Origin of the sequence: Acidaminococcus hominis (assembly GCF_900291475.1) — a bacterium.
GTDB lineage: Bacteria > Bacillota > Negativicutes > Acidaminococcales > Acidaminococcaceae > Acidaminococcus > Acidaminococcus hominis.
In genome coordinates this window covers 1-2,530 of record NZ_OLMM01000016.1, presented here as the reverse complement: position 1 = coordinate 2,530, position 2,530 = coordinate 1, and the positions used below count along the sequence as shown (strand labels likewise).

Annotated in this window: 1 protein-coding gene; it reads left to right on the top strand. The window is 49.7% G+C overall.

Annotated features, from left to right (window positions below; genetic code table 11):
* Positions 1-1,643 precede the first annotated feature (1,643 nt).
* Positions 1,644-2,411, top strand: coding sequence for a hypothetical protein (locus C7E10_RS11865; protein ID WP_105327526.1), 768 nt, complete (start codon positions 1,644-1,646; stop codon positions 2,409-2,411).
* Positions 2,412-2,530: the final 119 nt, after the last annotated feature.

Genomic DNA, 2,530 nt, shown 5'->3' with positions numbered 1-2,530 from the left:
GTGGTTCGCGGCATGCTGCTCAGCTTCACCTTCCAGGTTCGCTTTGCAGGCCGCTATCACATGGCTCATATTAACCAATTCTCTGCGGCATATAGCCTTGAGAATTGGATATGAGCGCAAAGCGTTGTAGGGGCCGTCAGTCTGCAGGACTGACTGAGGAAGTTTATTAGATATGGTTGTAAAGAACAAAAAACGTCTTGCGAACTCTTTTGAGCTCTCAAGACGGTTTTTCTTTCGGGAGCACGTATTTTTTCACAGCCCCTTTTTGTGTAGCGTTGGTGCGGTCCCCGGGCCTGAAGTGACGTGGTGCCGGGAATTCCCGAGCGGTTCGCCGTATTCCTTTCGCCTTCACCCTGCGGGTTCGGTTCACGGACGGCTATCGCAGGGGTCGTATATTCCATTTTTCTACGGCCACGGCCTTGAGAAATGGATACGACTCCCTTAGTCAGCCTGCGGTGCCAGCTCCCCCTAGCTGATTGCCGTGCTCCGTTCCCCTTCACCCTACGGGTTCGGCTCACGGACGGCTATCGCATGGCTCGCATTAGCCAAGAGTCCTTTGATAAACTGTGGACTCTTGGATGCGTCTCCCAAAGGGAGGAGATTATAAAGGGACGTGCGGTCAGCGGGGATTGGTAGATAGAAACCCGGGGGCTTCAAGCTGTTGAGGAATCAAGATAGAATATACGAAATGGCTGGAGACAATCCACGATGGATTGTCTCCAGCCATTTTGCTGCGGCCTTTGGCCGCAGTAGGAGCTTCCCCACACAGGGCCTATGGATTCTTGGCGTGGCCCGTCCCTCCCCTTCCTGTTAGGCGGGGAGGGCAGAGAACGTGCTGGCCGGGGCTGTAGGTGATTTTGATAATGAATGTAGTGGTAAAGCTATCGTAACGATTAACAATTGACCAGTAGTGGTTATAGAACGCTTCCTGCAAGCGTTGCGTTCGCGTCCAAACAGCGCTATAAGTATTCCAAAAGCTGTTTGGAATACGCGAGCCATGCGACAGCCGTCCAGGAGTTGAGCTTGTAAGGCGATAACGACTGGAGCACGGCAATCCGCTCAGGAAGTGTCGCCGACCGGCGACGATAGAAGTTCATCCACGTTTTGCGGCCACCGGCCGCTGCCTTCCCGCAAAGCAGCACTCGTTTTCTCCATTTCGCCGTGGAAACGGCTGAAATGGGGGCGCTGCGCCTATTCCAAAGCTATTAGAGGCGCAGAAGGGGCACGGAATTGCGGGAAGGTGGGGCGCGGAGCGCCTCGGATGGGCCCGGCCATGCTGCCCGGTAGGGTGAATCACATCGATAGTTTACTGCCCGCCCTACGGATATTAGAAATTCTTCGACCAGCACCATATAATGTTAACTCCACACCATATAATACAAATCAATATAAGTTTTATTAAATAATTACGCGAATATTTTTGACGTGTACTATTATTTACACTAACGGTTAAAAATAAATAGCTATAAACCTGTAATTGTTATCTTCTTAGACATTTTAAATAAACAAGGCTATAATAAAAATGTGGAAATGTTAGAAAAAAGTTAACAAATAGCTTCGCATGTCTAAAGATCTGTGGGAGAGCCTTTAGCCGCTTATTGAAGGGGGGGGAGCCGGTACCTTAGGGGGTACTGGCACAAATTATGAGGACGAACCTTCGCAAAAATGGAAATTGTAACGGACAAGAAAACCGAATTTTGGCGGCTTTGGTGCTTTGCAGCATTTTAGGGATGGGAGTCGGCCTTCAGCCAGCCTGGGCGAAGGATGTAACTGAGCCGCCGTATACGAAGTCTTCCGGCACTGGAAATGAATCAGGCGGCGCGGCATCTGGCTTGGACAATGCCGTCGACAATACGCTTACCGTCTGCGGTGAAGCTAATATGAACTTTGCCTACGGTGGATACGCTGAACAAGGGAAAGCGATACATAATACCCTAAATCTCACAGGGGGAACCGTTGGCTGTGTTATGGGCGGCTACAGCAAGAATAACGATGTCACGGGCAATGTGACGAATATGACCGGTGGGTTTGTGAGGGAGAATGTGGTTAGCGCTTTTACTGAAAATGGTGCAGCAGGGCAGGAAGGTGCCGGGAATGTGGTCAATCTGATTAACGTGCCAGATGGAAGCTTTGCGGCTCACACTTGGATTCGAGGCGGATTGAGCAGTGCAGGAAATGCCGATTATAATTCGGTTTTTGTGACAAATACCATCTCTTTAGTGAAGAGCTCTTCAGAATCTGATGAAGGTGGTCTTAACCCTTATGGAGGGTATCTGGTCAGCGGCGGAGCTGTTCATAATACGGTAACGATTCGTAATTCCAAGCTTTCCAGTGTTGACGCCCGGGGCGCTTATAGTGGTGGCGGAGCGGGAGATTTGAACTACAATATGGTCAACATCATTGATTGGTAAATTGCAAGTTGAATTTGAACAACTATAATCAAGAAACACACTCAATAGCATAAACTTCATCGAGGAATGCATCAAATAGCTCTGACGGCGTATGGTAGCCCAAAACACGACGTGGGCGC

Coding starts and splice junctions, on each gene's coding strand:
- C7E10_RS11865 (WP_105327526.1), top strand. CDS start 1,644: ATGAGGACGAACCTTCGCAAAAATGGAAATTGTAACGGACAAGAAAAC.